Below are 16002 nucleotides of genomic sequence, written 5' to 3' on the forward strand. Positions count from 1 at the left end.
GCCTATTGCTCCGTCATGCCGTCATGGTGCCGGCGGGAACGACGGGGGCGTATCGCCTGGAGCGGCGCCCCACTCTTTGTTCGGTTGCGTCGACACCGTGAAGTCGAGTGTTCCGTCGCCGGCGAGGAATGACTCCGGAACCCATGCGCGCGTCGACGGTTGCCCGTTGACACTTACGCTTTGCACGTAGCGCGTGTTTGCGGTGGCACCTGGTGCGTTGATCGTCAACGTTCGCCCCTTGCTCGTGCGAATCACCGCCTTGGTGAACAGTGGCGTCCCCAGGAGCAGCTCGGAGCGACCGATGTACTGGGGGTACACGCCCAATGCCGACCAGGCGTACCAGGCGGACATTGCGCCCAGGTCGTCTTGCCCCGGAATACCGATTTCGCTGTTCTTCCAGTGCTCGTTGATGATCTCGCGGACCGTGTCCTGCGTCTTGTACGGAGCGCCGAGGAAGTTGTACATCCACGCCGCGGCCACTGAGGGCTCGTTGTTGATCTCCGCGTGCTCGCCGCCCGCCCCGGTGAGGGCCCAGAGCCCGTTGTCGAAGTGGAAGAACCGATCGAGCCGCGCCGTGGCCTTCTCGTTGCCGCCCATCGCCTCGAAAAGTCCGTGCACGTCGTGCTGCACCATCAAGGTGTATTGCGCACTGCTCCCTTCGGCAAAACCGTCCTCGGTGTTCGGAGTGAACGGCGTCACCCAGGTGCCATCGTACCTGCGGTCCTGGATGTATCCGCCCGAGGAATGCGCCGCCGGGTTGAAGACGTTGCGCCAGTAACCGGACCGCCGCAGGAACTCATCGTGCGTGGCATTCTCCCCGAGGCGCGCAGCCAGCTGCGCGACGCCGAAGTCGGCCACCACGTCCTCCAGCGTCTCGCTGGCACCGCCCCAGGCATTGCCCTCTTTCGGGTCGCTCCCGAAGGCGGGCACGTAATGGATCGTGAGGTACTTGTCCAGCGAGGGGCGCTCGCCGACGACCATGACGTTCCAGCCGTCCTTGCTCTTGTCCTCTTCGGTCACCGTGGTGGCGGCGTGCACCATCGATGCGAGCGCGCCCTTGGCGTCGAAGTTCGTCCCGCCGAATGCGTAAATGGCCGGCACCGCCGCATGCCCGGGATCGCCCGTCATCACGTGCGTCCCGCCTTGCGCGTGCGTCCATCGATCCCAGACGCCCTTGTTCTGATCGGCCTGGTTGAGCAGCGATTGGGCGATGTCGCCGCCGATGGTCGGCTCCAAAAGGGTGACCAATTGCAATTGCCCGCGGTAGACGTCCCAGCCCGAGAAGTTCGCGTATTGGGCATTTTGGCCGGGGCTGAGCTTGTGGACCTTCTGGTCCATGCCGACGTACTCCCCGTTCACGTCGTTGAAGACGTTGGGGTGCAGGAGCGAGTGATACACCGACGTATAGAAGGTGGTGCGCTGGTCGTCGGTGCCGCCGGTGACCTGGACGCGGTCCAGCTTTTCGTTCCACGCCTCCCAGGCCTTTTGCTTGACGGTCTCGAACGTCGTTCCCTGAGGATTCTCCGCCTCGAGGTTCGCCTTCGCGTTGGCCGCGCTCACGAACGAGATGCCCACGCGCATGTTGACCGGCTGCCCGCCGGTGTCGAACACGGCGTAGGCGCCGGAGCCTTTGCCCGCGGGCGGGAAGCCATCCTTGCCGTAGGTGGTGCCGCCATTGGACTCGGTGCTTCCCGGCTTGACAACGTTGTCAGCCCAAGACCCTGTCGCAGTGATGGGGCGATCGAACTCCGCATGGAAGTAGACGGTGTAGTAGCTGCGGCGATCGACGTTGCCCGCCTCCCCATAGATGTAGCCGCAGAAGTTCCCGCTGGTGACCGAGCCCGTGATGGTGCGCGAGGCGGCATCGATCGAGACGTGCGCCTCGGTGCTGCCAAGCTCGGAATTGGAGGCTCGGATCAAAAGGGTGGCCGGCTTGTCGGCCGGGTAGGTGAATCGCGCCGACCCCGTGCGCATCGTGGCCGTGAGCTCCGCGCGAACCTTGGAGTCGAGCGTCACGCCGTAATATCCGGCGATGGCCTGCTCGTTCGGGCGCAGGAACGTGCTCGCGTAAATCTTGTCCGTCGTATCGGCCGTCGGCGAGGTGCTGACCGTACCGGCATACGGGAAAAAGGGAATATCACCAAATGCGCCCGCGCAGCCGGTGCCCGACAAGTGCGTCAGGCTGAAACCGCGGATCTTCATCGCACTATGCGCATATCCGCCCGGTGCGGGTGTGCGCGTTTGATTGCCCCTGGTCGTTTCCGGGCTGAATTGAAGCATGCCGAAAGGCAAGTCGGCGCCCGGCCAGGTTTCCCCGCCCTTGGTGCCAATGATGGGATTGACGAAGCGAGCCAAGCCACTGGGGAGCGGCTCGGACGAGTCGGCTGGATTGGCCGAATCCGCCACCGACGCATCGTCGATGGCTGCGTCCGTTCCGCGAACGGTGGAATCCGAGCCGCCGTCGTTCTCTCCTCCTCTAGGAGAAAGCGATGGTTCGGAACACGCCCCCGCGATGCCGAGGGGGGTCAGTGTAAGTACCAACATTAGAGAGCGCTTCATACGACGGACTGTACCAATTAAAGACAGCAAGTGAACTCTTCCTGTCCCCATTGCGAACGGGACATGAACAGGACAGTGGAACCGACCGTTCAGCCTTGCCGTTGCGCAATGGGCCGCGTTGTCGGGGACTGTCCCCCCGAGGACCGCATTGGACGTTCCTTGTATTTGCAAATATCGATGTCGAATCGTCGACGTCGAACTTCATTGGTTTTAATATTCGTCAAGCAACGATTTGTTGATGATCACCTCCAATCGTCGTGATATCCAATCGTCCGTGCGTATCACCATGGGTGCGGCCAGAGGATGTGCAGTCCCGAAAGCGGGGCATGCGACGCGCCAGAACGGCACGCGGTCGGGTCGGAGCCTCGGTAAGAGGGCTCGAGACGCGATCCACTGTTCCTTTGTCGGGTGAGCCTTCGGGCACACCCGACCGAAAGTCGTGGAGGTCCGCAAATCCGCCCTTGTAAGGCCACGTTTTGTAGCTTCGGGCTCGCCCCCTTGGCCCCGCCGTTCGTGCTGGCTGGCCGATAGCGCCGTTCGTGTAATTCGATAAGGGAATCTTGAGACACTGGAATCATCCGGTGGCGACTTAGCATCGTTGCACCCGCCGCGCGTGCCGTGGCGGTCGAGCAAGGCCCCTTTCTTTCGCGAGAAAGGCTGCAGGTGGTGCCGTACCGGTTTTGCCATGAGGGGCGAAATCCGGATTGGGAGTCGTGTTGTCTCTTTTGGAGGTTTCTCATGACGATCAAGACACCGTTCAACCGTGGCGTTCGTGGCAATTGGTTGTCTCTCGTTGGTTTGACACTATTGGCGTGCGCTCCCGCGGCTTGCACTGGAAATTCCCAGGGCGATGATTCCTCCGCACCGGCCCCCGGCGTTTCCGTCGATACCCTTCCCAACGCGCAGGTCGTCGATGTGGAAGCGGCCACCGGGATTCCCACCCTCGTGACCGGCGATCTCGGTGCGGCGGCAAAAGGCCATGCGCTCGCCGCCATTGCGGCGGTCTTCCGCGCCGATGCTTCGGAGCTCTCGCTGAAGAGCGAGTTCACCGATCCGCAGGGCGAGGTGCACTCGCGCTACACCCAATTCAAGAATGGCCTCGAGGTCCTCGACGGCGAGCTCGTGGTGCATAGCCGCGGCCGCGTGGTGTACGCCGCCAATGGCAGCGCGCGCGCGGACATCGCGGGCCCGGCGAAATCGACCATTTCGTCCGCATCCGCCGTCGCCGCGGCGCTGCGCACGTACGCCGGACGCGAAGGCCTCGCCGCGGAGCCCCGCACGGAGCTCGCGTACAAGCGCAGCGACGCGGGCGATTCGCTCCTCCTCGTCCACAAGGTGACGGTGACCGGCACGCAGGACGACGGCACCCCCATTGCCGACCTGGTGTTGGTCAACGCGGCCGACGGCTCCATTGTCGACGTGGTTCCCTCCATTCACACGGCGCGCAACCGCGAGGTGCACAACCTCAATGGCGGCACGAGCCTCCCCGGCCCCGTCGCCCGCACGGAGACCGGCGCCGCCAGTTCCGACGCGGTGGTGAACAACAACTTCGCGCGTCTCGGCTCCACGTACGATACGTACAAGGCCCTCTTCAACCGCGACTCCATCAATGGCAGCGGCTCGAAGCTGATTAGCTCCGTGCACTACAGCAGCCGCTACAATAATGCGTTCTGGAACGGCACGCAGATGGTGTACGGCGATGGGGACGGCAACACCTTCTCCAACCTGGCCAACTCGCTCGACGTCACCGCGCACGAGTTGACCCACGGCGTGACGTCGAACACCTCGAACCTCACCTACTCCGGGCAATCGGGCGGATTGAACGAGTCGCTCTCGGACATTTTCGGCCAGGTCGTCGAATGGTACGCGGCGGGCAAGGTCGTGAGCGCCGGTACGTGGCAGGTCGGTGAGGACGTGTACACGCCCAACAAGGCGGGCGATGCGCTTCGCTACCTGAACGACCCGAAGAAGGACGGTCGCTCACTCGATTACTATCCGGATTTCACCTCGGGCGTGGACGTGCACTACAGCTCGGGTATTTCCAATCTCGCGTTCTACCTTCTCTCGCAAGGCGGCACGCACCCGCGCGGAAAGACCACGACGCAGGTGACCGGCATCGGCATCGAGAAGGCCGCGCAGATCTTCTACCGCGCGAACACCTCGCTCTTTACCGCGAGCACGACCTTCTCGCAGGCGAAGACGTGGACGGCGCAAGCGGCGCAACAACTCGGTTACAGCACGGCCGAGGTGAACTCGGTACGCGCTGCCTGGACCGCGGTCGGCGTTCCGTAAATCAAAAGACTCATATGCGTGACGCCTCGGCGAGTGTGGGCCTCGTCGAGGCGTCCCGCATCTGGGATTACTCATCCCAGAAAAGCGGTCGCGGCAAGTGGACACGTGTCCGGACGAATGTCCGCGCGCGAACCTTTCCTCGGTGAAAACTGCGGGAATGTGCGTGCGACATCGCCGGCACGTGGGTTGCTGAGTGGTGGGCCACGACGGGAGATACGGCGGACGAAATTAATCGGACTGCCCCCGCGAAAGGACACCATCATGAACCTCACCATCAAGCGTCTGCTTCCGCTCATCGTCCTCCCCGTTGCCCTCGCGGGGCTGAGTGCGGTGACCCATCGCGACGATCACGCAAAGGCTGCGTCGGCGGCCAATGCCTCGCGCATCGTGCTCGCGTCGGACGAGGTGACCGATCGTGATGCGCCGCTGATGCCGCGCAACCGCTCGGATATCTTCGTCTATTCCGCGCGCACGCAGGGCTTGGCCGAAACCAAGGTCTTCGTGGAGCACAGGAATGGAACGAAAGAGCTCGTCTACGTCGATCAACAGCCCGGCGAGCTCGTCGACGTCAGCGCCGACGGCTCGCACGGAGTGTTTCGCCGCTTCATCTCGCCCGGCAAAACCGAGACGTACTCCGTCGACTTCAACAAGCGCGCGAGCTGAACGTCGACGGTCGCAGAAATACCTTACTTGCTTTCGGCGAGCGCGCGATCGATGACCTTGCGGAACTTCGAATACGTCTCGGCGCCGCTGATGTAGTACCCGTTGATGATGAAGCCCGGTGTGGAGTTGATCCCGGCATCGCTCACGGCTTTGACGTCCTCGTCGACGACGGCCCGGTGGGTTTGATGGTCGAGGGCTGCCTTGAACTTGGCAAGGTCGAGCCCCGCTTGTTCGGCATACTTCTCCACCGCTTCCCGTTTGAGGCCGTTTTCGGTCGGCTGGGCGGCGAAGAGCAAATCATGCATATTCCAAAATCCGTCCGAGCCCTTCTGCTTGAATGCTTCGAGGCTCGCCTGGGCTGCAAGCCCGGCGTCCTCGTGCATGGTGAGCGGGAAATTGCGCCACGATAGCTTCACGCGGTCGCCATAGTTTTTCATCACTTCCTTCATCGTATCTTCCGCGCGCCGGCAGTACGGGCATTGGAAGTCGCTGACCTCGACGATGGTGACCTTGGCGTTCGCATTGCCCTTCGTGGGCGCGTTGAGCCGGGCTGGTAGGGTTTTCTTCTCCAGCTCGGGCGCGCCCTTGCCGTCTTTGACGAGCGTGTCGTAGAGGTCCGCCGGTTTCGTCCCTTTGGCGAGGAGCGCGCTGGACTTGGTGATCTCCTCGTCGATGATCTTCTTGAACCGATCGAGCGACTCCGCGCCGACGATGCGCCGCCCATTGATGAAGTAATGAGGTGTGTTCGTCGCGGCGACGTCTTCGGCCGCTTCCTGGTCGGCGTCGATCTCTTTCTTGTACTTGTGCTCCTTGATGGCGCTCTGAACTTTGTCCACCGAGAGCGCCAACTCTTTGGCGATGCGCGCAAAATCCTCGTCTTCGAGTTTCGGCGCCGATTCGAACAGTTTGTCGTGCGCGTCCCAGAAGCCTTTGTCTCCCTTTTCGGCGCGTGCGGCGAGTGCGAATTGCGCAGCGGCTTCGGCGTGCTTGTGAATCGATACAATGGGCTCGTTCTTCCAAACGATGCGCACTTTGTCGCCGTAGGTGTCACGGATTTGTTTCATCGTCGCCTCGCTGCGTTTGCAGAAGACGCATTCGAAGTCGGAGAACGTGACGATGGTCACCAGCGCTTTGTCGGTACCGAGCACGGGGCTCTTTCCGATGGGCACTTTCCATAGGCCGTCGTCTTTCGCCTCGGCTGGTGATGGCGGCGGCGGCGGTGTGGCATTTTTGGCCTCCTTCGAGCTTCGCGTATAAATCTCGCTCTTCGGGGTGCCCGCTGCAATCTTTGCTTGGGCCTTACCGAGCTCCTGATCGATGACGGCCTTGAACTTCTCGTAAGGTTGCGCCCCGGAGAAGGCGACGCCGTTGATGTAGAAAGCGGGCGTGGCGTTGACGTTGAGCTGCCGCGAGAGCGCTTCGTCCTGTTCGACTTTGCTCGCCCATTTGTGCGAGGCGAGACCCGCTTTGAACTTCGCGAGATCGGTCACCCCCGATTGTTGCGCCCAGCGCTCGTAGTTCGCGGGGGCAAGCGTGTTTTGATTGCGGTAGGCCAAGTCGTGGAACTTCCAGAATGCCTCGTTCCCTTTGAGGGCGAAGACGCCCGCCGCGGCTTCGGACGCGGGGCGCGCGTTGGGATGATTGGGAATGGGCATGTGCTTCCAGAGAATGCGCACTTTGTCGGGGCCGTAGTTCTGCTTGATCTGCTCGAGCGTGGGCTCCACGCGCGCGCAGAACGGGCATTCGAAATCGGAGAACTCCACGATGGTGACCGGCGCAAGGCGATTGCCCCACATGGGGTCTTTGCTGTCGACCGGAATGGGTGAATCCGAGTCGCTCCACGGTGCGGTATCCGATCCGGCCGCGGATTCCCCTCCGCGAAGGCTCTGCAGACGGTGCGTGTCGTAACCCCACATGAGGGCGCCGCCGGAGAGAAAGCTCAGGAAAAAACCGATGACCGCGACTCCGCCCGGGATGTCGCGTACTTCGTGGCTATTTTTGGACATGACGAATCCTTTGCGTCCGGGCCATGGGCCCGCGCGAAACTCGAAATACAATGATGGCGATCGGCACGGCGCTGCGGCGACGCGCGCGCAAACGTGCCCTGTTCTCGATGGATGGCGAGAATGCGAAAGAACCGAAAGAACGCGAGCTCGCGATCTACGGGCGTGTGCTCAGCGCGGCGGCCGCTCGATCGAGTCGCGCACGCCGGCGGGCGCGGTTTCCTCGAGGACGGGCCACGCGACGAAGCCTGCGAGAAGCATGCGGGCGGTGTGGGCGGTCCCGGGAATCACGCCTTCGGGCGCGGCTTCGCCCGAGGAAGAAGGCGAGGGGTGGTGCCCCTCTTCATAGCTATGGCCTTCGAACGAGGGCAGGCAGCTCGCGTCGTCCTGCCCCACGTCGATGGAGGCGCTGGGGCCATCCAACGTCGGCGTCGGGGCAAACATCGTGGCGCCGCGCATGTCGCAAAGCGGGGCAGCTCGGGAAGGCACCGCGGGGGCCGTTCGCGAGACCATGTCCGAAGCCCACGCAGGCGCCGCCGTGAACCATGCCGCCATGGTCACCAGGAAGGCCAGGAGGTACTTCAGCTTCGGATGCATCCGCGTTTCCTACTCTGCACGGGCGCGGCACCCGACGCAAGACGTTGGCAAAAAGAGAGAGAATTCACAGGAAGACGGGAAGACGGGAAGGGGTTTCGGCGTGCTGCAGCGCGGAACGCTGGTTTTTTTTGTTTCCAATTGGCCCATTGAGCTCCGTTGAAACCAAAAAACTTCCCGTCTTCCCGTCTTCCTGTGAAAATTCTCTCTCTTCTTAAGCGCCGAGGGAGCGACGATCCGGGTGGGTGGATCGAGGGGGGCACCGTTTAGACTGCGCCTCATGCATCGGACCCTCGCAATGGCGCTTCTCCTTCTGGCAATGGGCGCCTGTTCTTCCTCGTCGACGCCTGCACCGCTTCCGATTCGCGTCGCGACGGCGGTGGTGCGTGCGCCCGAGCTCGATCGGGCGCTCGCCACGATGGCCGTGGAGACGGCGGGGGAGTTCGCGAAGAAGGGGCTCACCCCCGAGGGACTCGCCATCGCGGTGATCGATCTTCGAAGCGGCCGCTCGGGGGCGTACCGGGGCGATGTTTCGTATTACCCCGCCTCGGTGGTGAAGCTTTGCTACCTCGCCTATTACGAAGCGTCGAAAGACGCGCAACGGCTTGCCGATACACCGGAGCTCGTGCGTGCGGTCAAGGACATGGTGACCGTCTCCTCGAACGACGCGACGGGCTTCGTCGTGGACTCGATCACGGGCACCACCTCGGGGCCGGAGCTCACCGGCGAGGCGTGGGAAGCGTGGAAGACGAAGCGCGACGCCGTCACCGCGTGGTACCACCGCCGCGGATTTCCCAATCTCAATGCCAAGCAAAAGACGTTCTGCGAGGACAGCTACGGCCGGGAGCAGGCCTACCGCGATGGTGGAAAGAATCGCAATCGGATGAGCGCCCTGGAGGCGGCGCGCATCTTCGCCGAGATCGTGCGCGGCGAGGTGGCTGGCCCCGCCGGAACGAACGAGATGATGGCGCTCCTTGCACGCGAAAGCGCCGAGGCCAAATCCGAGGACGGGGAACTCGAGAATGCTCGCCTCGCAGGGCGCGCGCTTCCGAAAGGCTCCCGCATTTGGGCGAAGTCCGGCGACGCCTACGACGTGCGCCACCTCGTCGGGCGCGTGCTCCTTCCCGATGGGCGCGATCTCGTCGTCGCCGTGTTCACGCAGGGGGTGAAGTCGGAGCTCGACGTCATCCCCAGGGTCTACGAACGCATCGGGGCGCAATCTTTGCTTTGAGCGCGCCACCATGAAATGGATGGCTTTGGGCTGCGTGGCGATGGCGCTGGGATGTGGCTCGGACGAGGGTGACGACGGCGACACGGGGCAGGTGTCGCAGCCCGCGGTCACGGCGGCGAATTTCCCCCGCCTCGACGCGGCCACCGTGGATGGCTACCAGCTCACCGCGGGCAGCACGTTCACGGAATATGGGAACCGAATCACCGAGCTGGAAAAGATTCCGCAGCTTCGCGCCAAAGGCGTGTCCGACGTCCTCGCGTCGGCGAACCGCAATGGGCGCAATCTCTGCCATCCGACGCACCTGAATGCCAACTTGAATCCAAAGGGATTCTGCTGGCAAGACGGCGAGGACGACGACGAAAACGTGTGGGTCCCGCAGGGGGTGACCGGCTCGGGCGACGCCAACCCGGGCACGGGTACGGTGAACGGTCGCCGCATCGTTCTGGCCACATGGCATAGCAGTGGCGACACCTTCCTTCGCGTCTCCTTCGCCGACGTCACCGATCTCGCGCACGTGACCTACCGCCACGTTCTGCTCGTGGAGCCGACATCGAATACCAACTTTGCTGCCATTGCCGGCCACGGCCACGGGCTCACCTGGTTTGGAAATCGCCTTTTCGTCGCCACCGCCGGAAGCGTGATTCGCGTGTTCGACCTGCGCCATCTCTGGTCGATGGATACGGGCACCTCCGAGGTCGGGCGCGGCAGCGATGGGAAATACCACGCGCGCTACCATGCCTTTGCCCTGCCCCAGGTGGGGGCCTATTGGTACCCGGGCGGCGGGGCGTGCGCGAACACCACCGGGGCACGTCCCTGCTTCGCGTCGCTCGGGTTCGACCACACCGGTGGGGGCTCGCTCGTCGCCGCCGAGCACGTGCCGCGGGAGAAGGGGCGGGTCGTTCGTTGGCCGATGGACCGGACGAGCGGATTGCTCGCGACGCAATCCGATCAGCGGGTGCACGCGTCGGAGGGCTTTCTGTCGCCGGTGTGGGCCATGCAGGGCGCCGTCGCCCGGGATGGCTACTTCGTCCTCACCGGCTTGTGCCCGGAGTATGCGGACGACCCACCGGCCGATCGACCTTCGTGCCTTCACGGTGGAGTGGGTGGCGTGTCGACATCGCGCCTCGGGCAAGCCCCGGTGAACAGCGAGAATCTCTCGTATTGGCCCGCGACCGGTGAACTCTGGCTCATCAACGAGCAGCTTCGTGAGCGCGTGACCGTGCACATTCCGTGGCCGGGTTGATTCGTTGAGGGCTAACGTGCGGGCGTGAGCTCGAGATTCCTTCGCAGTGTGCTTGCAGGTGTGACGGTTCTCGTGGCGGCCTGCACGTGCGCTACCGGTCGCGACGATGGTCTGGTCGCGCGCGGAAGCGCGCTGACCCTTTCGTCCGGCTGGTTTTTGCAGGACGTGGCGAAGGTGCCCGAGTCCGGCGCGACGATTTCGCAGGTGGGTTACGCGCCCTTGGGTTGGTATGCGGCGACGGTCCCCGGCACGGTATTGACGAGTCTGGTGAACGACGGTGTCTACCCCGAGCCGCTCTACGGAGAGAACAACCGGCCCGACAAGATTCCCGAAAGCCTGTGCCGTACTTCGTATTGGTACCGCACCGAGTTCCACGTTCCACGCGTGCGCGCCGGAAAACACGTTTGGCTGAACTTCGAAGGCATCAACTACACGGGCGACGTTTGGGTGAACGGGCAGCAGGTCGGCACCATCGAGGGCGCCTTCGCGCGCGGCATCTTCGACGTGAGCGGTTTCGTGGAGCCGGGGGAGGACGCCGCCGTCGCCGTTCTCATTCATCCGCCGCCGCATCCCGGCGATCCGGAAGAGAAAACCATCGCCACCGGCGCCGGGGTGAACGGCGGCGTCCTCGTGCAGGACGGCCCCACGTTCCTTTGCACCATCGGATGGGACTGGCTGCCCGGCATCCGCGATCGCAACATGGGCATCTGGCAAAAGGTGACGCTTTCCACCACCGGGCCCGTGAAAATCGAGGATCCCTTCGTCACCTCGGACCTCCCGCTTCCGCGCACCGACTCGGCGGATCTCGCGCTGGAGACGACGCTGCACAACGTCACCAATACGCCGCAAACCGGCGTGCTTCACGGGACGTTCGACGGCGTGCACTTCCAGCGCAACGTCACCCTCGAGCCGAACGAGTCGCGCACCATCAAGCTAGGCGCCGACACGGTGCCCGAGCTCCACGTGCTGAATCCGCGACTATGGTGGCCCAATGGCTATGGGCCACAAAACCTGAATACGATGAACCTCCGCTTCGACGTCGTGGCGGGCGGCGGCGATGGCAAGACGTCGGACCGGCGTGACGTCACCTTTGGCATTCGCGAAATCAGTTACCACGTGCCAGGGACCGAGAACCTCACCCTGTCGGTCAACGGCGTGCCGGTCATCGCCAAAGGTGGCGATTGGGGCTTGGACGAGGGCATGAAGCGCATTCCGCGCGAACGCCTCGAGGCCCAGGTTCGCATGCACAAGTTGGCCAATTATACGATGATTCGCAATTGGGTCGGCCAGAGCACGGGCGAAGACCTTTACGACCTTTGCGACCAATATGGCCTTTTGCTCTGGGACGAGTTCTTCCAGCCGAACCCGTTCGATGGCCCGAACCCGGACAACGTCCCCCTGTATTTGGCCAACGTGCGCGAGAAGGTGCTTCGCTTTCGGCATCATGCGTCCGTGGCGCTTTGGTGCGGGCGCAACGAGGGCGATCCCGAGCCGGCGGCGATCGACGAAGGCATCCAGCGCATCATGTCCGAGCTCGACCCGCAGCGCCTCTACCAGCCCAATTCGTCCGACGGGCGCGGCGTTCGCTCGGGTGGGCCGTATTCGTGGCGCGAGCCGCGCAAGTTCTACGAGTTTCCGCCGGAGGAGGCCTTCAAGACGGAAATCGGCAGTGTCTCGATACCGACGTTGGAGGCCGTGCAGGCGATGATGCCGGAGAAAGACTGGCATACGATCAATGACGATTGGGCCGAGCACGATCTCGCGCGGGGCGCGCAACAGGGGCGCGACGATCCTCGAATGTACGCGGACGTTCTGACGAAGCGCTACGGGGCTTGGTCCGATCTCGGGGGCTTCGTGCGGCGCGCCCAGTTGATGAACTACGAAGCGTACCGCGCGATGTACGAGGGGCGCTTCGCCAAGCTTTTCGCGCCGACGACGGGCGTCATCACCTGGATGAGCAATCCCGCACAACCGAGCTTCGTGTGGCAGCTGTACAGCCATGACCTGGAGCCGAATGCCTCGCTCTTTGCCGTCCGCAAGGCGTGCGAGTCGGTTCATATTCAAATGAACCAAAACGACTTCCACGTGATGGTCATCAACGATGGCACTCGGGCGGTGCCCCATCTGACGGCACACGTTCGCGTCTTCAACTTGGATGGAACCTTGAAGTCGGAGAGCCAAACCCCGGTGGTCGCGCGCCCCTCGTCGGCGACCGACGCGGGTGCCATCACCTGGCCCGCGGGCCTATCCCCCGTGCACTTCGTAAAGGTCGAGCTTCGCGATGCGCAGGGCCGGGTCCTGTCGGACAACTTCTACTGGCGAGCCCTCCCCGAGCACCCCGACGACTTTACCGCGCTGGACACGCTCCCGGTTGCCGCGCTGACCATGAACATCGCGCGTCACGATGCGCAAGGTAAGCTGCTGCTCGACGTGACCCTGTCCAATCCCACCAACACCGTTGCCCTCATGGCCCACGTCCAACTGCGCAACGGGCGCACGAATCAGCGCATTCTGCCGGTCTTCTACAGCGACAACTACATCTCCTTGTTGCCGGGCGAGACGCGCACCCTCACCGTCGAGGCTTCCGCGAACGACCTCGGCGGCGACGCCCCGCGCATCGCACTCGATGGCTGGAACGTGACCAAGGCGAATTAGTTGGCAGCCAAATCCCAAATCCCGCCCTCGAAATTCCCGCTCCTGCTCCACGCCAGGAGCGCGCAGCTCATTGCGGTCGTGAAGGCTGCGTGGATCCTTGACCCGAAGTTTCGCGATCAGGCGATGCGGGTGGCAAAGACTATTGCGCAGAACGCGGCCGGATGGGGAGGCGTCTCGCGGGCGACCGCACCCGTCTTTGCTATCGGGCGGGGTGAAACGGCGGCAGCGGCCGCTGCCATCGAGCTGGCCATCGTCGTCGTCGCCGACGATCGGCGATCGCGGAACGGTTAGGTGCGCTGCTCGCGTGGCTTTGGCCGGTGAGCGATCCATCGCCGTGAGCGAGGCCATCGGGCGTGGAGCAGGAGCAGGAGCGGGAATTTCGAGGGCGGGTCTTGGAATTTGGGGTTTGGAATTTGGTTTGAGGGGTCTGGAATTTGGAATTTGGTTTGAGGGGGAGCGGCGCTTAATTTGGCTGCGCAATCTGGTAGTACAGCGGTCGCGAGGCGCCGCATTGCATGCACGTGACGCGCGCCACGCGGAGACGGTGGCCGTCGTGCTCTTCGGCGGTGTGCTCGTCGACGCGCACGCTGGCGCCGCAGAGGGCGCAGGGCAGGGCGCGGGCGTGGGCTTCGACCACGGAGGCGGAAACGACGACGACTGGGCGCTCGGGGGCGCCGCCCGGTTCGAACGTGGCGATTTTCCATTTGTCGCGCACCAACTTGGCGGTGGTGCGTTCGCGGGCGCGTCGTTCGGTTCTCGATCGCTTCGTCACCCTGCGCAGTCTAGCATTGTTGACGTGGGCTCATCCCATCGTGAAATCTGTTTCACTGGTATCACCTGTGGACGGCGCTACGTTGGCGAGCATGAGTTCTCTTGGTAAATCTCTTTTCCTCGCCTCGCTCCTTGCTCTGGTCGCCTGTTCGTCGGACGACGATACGGCAACCCCGCAGCTACTCCCCCTCACGGTGGCTTCCTTCGATGCGGCCCAAGGTCAGCTTCCCGAAGGCATCGCCATTCGCCAGGGCACCGTATACGTAGGCTTTGCCCCGGTGGGCACCATCGCGCGCGTCGACCCCGCGACGGGCGCGTTTCAGCGGTTTGGCCAATTGCCTGGCCCCTCGTCGCCCACCTCCGGTTTCATGACCGGCCTTGCGTTCGACGCGCAAGGCTCGCTCTATGCGGCGTTGGTCTCCCTGACCGCCGACGTCAAGTCGGGTATCTACCGCGTTGGCAAGGACGGCGGCGACGCCACGCTCTTCGCCGAGCATGCGGACATGAAATTCCCCAATGGCCTCGAATTCGACGCGGGCGGCGGCCTCTGGGTCACCGACTCGGCCAAGGGCGCCATATTTCGAATCGCGAGCGACGGCACAGTCTCCTTGTTCTCGGATGATCCGATCCTCAAAGGCCAGGCCGGCTTCTGTGGCCCCGGCACGAGCGCAGGGTTCGAGATCGGAGCCAACGGCATCGCCCTCGGCTCGAACGTCGTGTACGTCGCCAACAGCGACAAGGCGAGCGTCGTCGAAATCGCCATCAACGCGGACGGTTCTCCCGGCCCCACGCGCACCGTCGCCGGCCCCGACTGCGAGCGGCTCGGCGGCGCCGATGGACTCGTGCGCGCGCCGAGCGGATCGCTCTTCGTGGCGGCCAATCGATTGAATCAAGTCGCAGCCGTCGAAACCAACGGCAACGTCGGCCTGCGCTGGCGCGGGGCACCGCTGGATTTTCCGGCGAGCCTCGCCATCTCCACGGACAACACCTTGTGGATCACGAGCTTCGCCCTCGCGAACGCCAACGCCGGCACGAACCCGAAACCGGCCCTCGTTCGCTCGCCTTTCTGAACGGAACTACGGATACAGCCTGGCCACGGCCTCGAGGTCGCCCGGGCTGAGCCCATCGCGCTGGCCGATGGGCTGACCATTCTGTGCCACGATGGTCGGCTGGCCGTTCTTCGAGAAGGCATACGGGCCGTAGTGCATGATGGAACGGTAGTCGTACGAACCGATGTCGTCGCCGTCGGAGACGTGCTGCTCGAAATTGTGCTCCATGCCGGAGGTGACATTTTCCATGTTGATGCTCACGTGCTCGTTGCGATCTTCGCGCGACTGCTCGTGCCATAGGCCCACGGCGTGGCCAATTTCGTGAATGGTCGCGCCGGTGCCGCAACCTTCTGCCAAGTTGATGTACTGCACGCCGCCTTTGCGTCCGACCGTGGAGTTGCACCCGTCGCCTGCACGGAATTGAATGTAGTCACGGTATTGGCGCTGGTTTTCCGGCGTGCGCTCCACGAAGGTGAGCGACGTGTTCTCCCGCCAATGGGCAATGGCATCGTGCACGCGCTGCACGTTGGGCAGACTTCCGTCGATGGTGTAGGCGACCACCTTGTTCTTCCATCGGCGGTTCTTGCCCGGGATGGCGACCCCCTGCGGCGTTACGCTCTGTCCGCGAAGAATGCCCGTCGGCAGCAATTGCTCCCCGGTGCGGTCGAGCAGAATGTCGCCTTCGAAAACCGCCTCGCCGTTCACTTCGGAATATTGAATCTTCTGCAGCTCCCCGTTGGGCCCGAGCGGGAAATATCCAGTCTTCACCGGAGCGTCCGCGGGCACCGCCATTTCGGCCGCGGATTGCGTATGTTCGGCCGATGTTTGCGCGGTATTCTCGGATGCAGAACCTGCGCTGGAGCACGCGGTGGCGGCCATGGCCAGAATTGCGACCATGGATGCAGATAGAATTTTATGCATATCGAATCGCCCTCGTTTTAT

12 protein-coding genes are annotated in these 16002 nt (G+C 63.5%); 7 read left to right on the top strand and 5 right to left on the bottom strand.

The window, feature by feature from the left end; translation table 11 throughout:
* Positions 1 to 21: 21 nt before the first annotated feature.
* Positions 22 to 2544, bottom strand: coding sequence for a GH92 family glycosyl hydrolase (locus tag LVJ94_52960; GenBank protein ID WXB05595.1), 2523 nt, complete (start codon positions 2542 to 2544; stop codon positions 22 to 24).
* Between the two features lie 753 nt (positions 2545 to 3297).
* On the opposite strand from LVJ94_52960, the gene LVJ94_52965 reads away from it, so the two are divergent.
* Together LVJ94_52965 and LVJ94_52970 are read left to right on the top strand one after the other, a co-directional pair.
* On the top strand, positions 3298 to 4851 hold the full coding sequence (locus LVJ94_52965; GenBank protein WXB05596.1) for a M4 family metallopeptidase: 1554 nt from the start codon (positions 3298 to 3300) through the stop codon (positions 4849 to 4851).
* Positions 4852 to 5112: 261 nt separating this feature from the next.
* Positions 5113 to 5514 carry a hypothetical protein gene (locus tag LVJ94_52970; GenBank protein ID WXB05597.1) on the top strand — a complete coding sequence of 134 codons (402 nt, stop codon included), beginning with the start codon at positions 5113 to 5115 and terminating at the stop codon, positions 5512 to 5514.
* A gap of 23 nt (positions 5515 to 5537) precedes the next feature.
* Here LVJ94_52970 and LVJ94_52975 read toward each other — a convergent pair whose 3' ends face one another.
* Together LVJ94_52975 and LVJ94_52980 are read right to left on the bottom strand one after the other, a co-directional pair.
* Complete coding sequence (locus LVJ94_52975; GenBank protein WXB05598.1) at positions 5538 to 7520, bottom strand: thioredoxin domain-containing protein; 1983 nt, start codon at positions 7518 to 7520, stop codon at positions 5538 to 5540.
* A 168-nt stretch (positions 7521 to 7688) separates the two neighbouring features.
* Positions 7689 to 8114: a hypothetical protein gene (locus LVJ94_52980; GenBank protein ID WXB05599.1), complete on the bottom strand. Its 426-nt coding sequence runs from the start codon at positions 8112 to 8114 to the stop codon at positions 7689 to 7691.
* Positions 8115 to 8391: 277 nt separating this feature from the next.
* On the opposite strand from LVJ94_52980, the gene LVJ94_52985 reads away from it, so the two are divergent.
* The 4 genes from LVJ94_52985 to LVJ94_53000 are packed head-to-tail and all read left to right on the top strand — an operon-like array spanning position 8392 to position 13531.
* Positions 8392 to 9342 carry a class A beta-lactamase-related serine hydrolase gene (locus LVJ94_52985; protein ID WXB05600.1) on the top strand — a complete coding sequence of 317 codons (951 nt, stop codon included), beginning with the start codon at positions 8392 to 8394 and terminating at the stop codon, positions 9340 to 9342.
* Between the two features lie 10 nt (positions 9343 to 9352).
* Complete coding sequence (locus LVJ94_52990) at positions 9353 to 10585, top strand: hypothetical protein (protein ID WXB05601.1); 1233 nt, start codon at positions 9353 to 9355, stop codon at positions 10583 to 10585.
* A gap of 24 nt (positions 10586 to 10609) precedes the next feature.
* Positions 10610 to 13240: a hypothetical protein gene (locus LVJ94_52995; protein ID WXB05602.1), complete on the top strand. Its 2631-nt coding sequence runs from the start codon at positions 10610 to 10612 to the stop codon at positions 13238 to 13240.
* Positions 13241 to 13531, top strand: coding sequence for a hypothetical protein (locus tag LVJ94_53000; protein WXB05603.1), 291 nt, complete (start codon positions 13241 to 13243; stop codon positions 13529 to 13531).
* A gap of 172 nt (positions 13532 to 13703) precedes the next feature.
* On the opposite strand, the gene LVJ94_53005 is transcribed toward LVJ94_53000, so the two are convergent.
* Positions 13704 to 14012, bottom strand: a complete 309-nt coding sequence (locus LVJ94_53005) for a hypothetical protein (protein ID WXB05604.1) — start codon at positions 14010 to 14012, stop codon at positions 13704 to 13706.
* 91 nt (positions 14013 to 14103) lie between these two features.
* Between LVJ94_53005 and LVJ94_53010 the strand changes: the two genes are divergently transcribed.
* The gene (locus LVJ94_53010) at positions 14104 to 15081 is read left to right on the top strand and encodes a hypothetical protein (GenBank protein WXB05605.1); all 978 of its coding nucleotides are present in this window, start codon (positions 14104 to 14106) and stop codon (positions 15079 to 15081) included.
* A 6-nt stretch (positions 15082 to 15087) separates the two neighbouring features.
* On the opposite strand, the gene LVJ94_53015 is transcribed toward LVJ94_53010, so the two are convergent.
* The gene (locus LVJ94_53015; GenBank protein ID WXB05606.1) at positions 15088 to 15957 is read right to left on the bottom strand and encodes a M12 family metallopeptidase; all 870 of its coding nucleotides are present in this window, start codon (positions 15955 to 15957) and stop codon (positions 15088 to 15090) included.
* Positions 15958 to 16002 lie beyond the last annotated feature (45 nt).

The organism is Sorangiineae bacterium MSr11367, assembly GCA_037157805.1.
Taxonomy (GTDB): Bacteria; Myxococcota_A; Polyangia; order Polyangiales; family Polyangiaceae; genus Pendulispora; species Pendulispora rubella.

Coding starts and splice junctions, on each gene's coding strand:
- LVJ94_52960 (WXB05595.1), bottom strand. CDS start 2,544: ATGTTGGTACTTACACTGACCCCCCTCGGCATCGCGGGGGCGTGTTCC.
- LVJ94_52965 (WXB05596.1), top strand. CDS start 3,298: ATGACGATCAAGACACCGTTCAACCGTGGCGTTCGTGGCAATTGGTTG.
- LVJ94_52970 (WXB05597.1), top strand. CDS start 5,113: ATGAACCTCACCATCAAGCGTCTGCTTCCGCTCATCGTCCTCCCCGTT.
- LVJ94_52975 (WXB05598.1), bottom strand. CDS start 7,520: ATGTCCAAAAATAGCCACGAAGTACGCGACATCCCGGGCGGAGTCGCG.
- LVJ94_52980 (WXB05599.1), bottom strand. CDS start 8,114: ATGCATCCGAAGCTGAAGTACCTCCTGGCCTTCCTGGTGACCATGGCG.
- LVJ94_52985 (WXB05600.1), top strand. CDS start 8,392: ATGCATCGGACCCTCGCAATGGCGCTTCTCCTTCTGGCAATGGGCGCC.
- LVJ94_52990 (WXB05601.1), top strand. CDS start 9,353: ATGAAATGGATGGCTTTGGGCTGCGTGGCGATGGCGCTGGGATGTGGC.
- LVJ94_53010 (WXB05605.1), top strand. CDS start 14,104: ATGAGTTCTCTTGGTAAATCTCTTTTCCTCGCCTCGCTCCTTGCTCTG.
- LVJ94_53015 (WXB05606.1), bottom strand. CDS start 15,957: ATGGTCGCAATTCTGGCCATGGCCGCCACCGCGTGCTCCAGCGCAGGT.